The organism is Fulvivirga aurantia, from assembly GCF_009711475.1.
In the GTDB taxonomy this organism is placed as follows: domain Bacteria; phylum Bacteroidota; class Bacteroidia; order Cytophagales; family Cyclobacteriaceae; genus Fulvivirga; species Fulvivirga aurantia.
Genome location: NZ_SMMD01000305.1, coordinates 1 through 768, shown reverse-complemented (window position 1 = coordinate 768; position 768 = coordinate 1). Strand labels below are relative to the sequence as shown.

Annotated in this window: 1 protein-coding gene; it reads left to right on the top strand. The window is 41.5% G+C overall.

Features of this window, described 5'->3' with window-relative positions:
* Positions 1 to 768, top strand: a 768-nt coding sequence (locus tag E1176_RS01335; protein WP_185152531.1) for a sensor histidine kinase, incomplete at both ends; no start/stop codon positions are given.

Sequence of the window (768 nt, the reverse complement as noted above, 5' to 3'; positions counted from 1 at the left end):
CATGCAGCCCAAATTTATTTTGAATTAAATAAAACAGACCAAGCGTTACTGAAGTTAAACCATGCCTTTGAGCTTGTTCAAAATACAGATTCCAAAAGATGGAGGGTTGAGATCGAGGAATTATATTATAAACTCTATTCAAAAACCGGCAACTACCAACAAGCCCTTCACCATCACGAGCTCTACACCGCTTACAAAGACAGCCTCCTTAATAAAGAGTCACTTCAAAAAATGGCTGATCTACGTACTGAGTACGAAGTTGGGCAGAAACAAGCCGAAGTCGACCTGCTAACCGCTGAAAAGCGCACGCAGCAAATTGTCATTTATGCTGTAGCTGGAGGAGCACTAATTGTGGGTGTATTATTGATTTTTCTTTATCAGAACAACCGGGAGAAGATTAGAATTAATCGAGAGCTGGAAGAACAAAAGTGGCAATTACAATCTCTCAACAAAACCAAGGACCGGTTTTTCTCTATTATCTCTCACGACTTAAGAGGTCCGGTAGCGGCATTTTCTGGTGTCAGCCGCTTAATCAAACATGCCGTTGATCAGGATCATCGAGAGGAGCTGGTCGAGGTAGCTGATGATATTGATCACTCTGTGTCACATCTTTCAGGCTTGCTAGATAATTTGCTGAACTGGGCGATGCATAAGCAGGGCCATTTTCCCAATGTGCCGGAGAAATTATTACTAAACCAGCTGATTATAGAAACTAAAAATGTCTATAAAACCATGGCAGAAAGTAAGCAAATCGCACTTTCAGTGAGC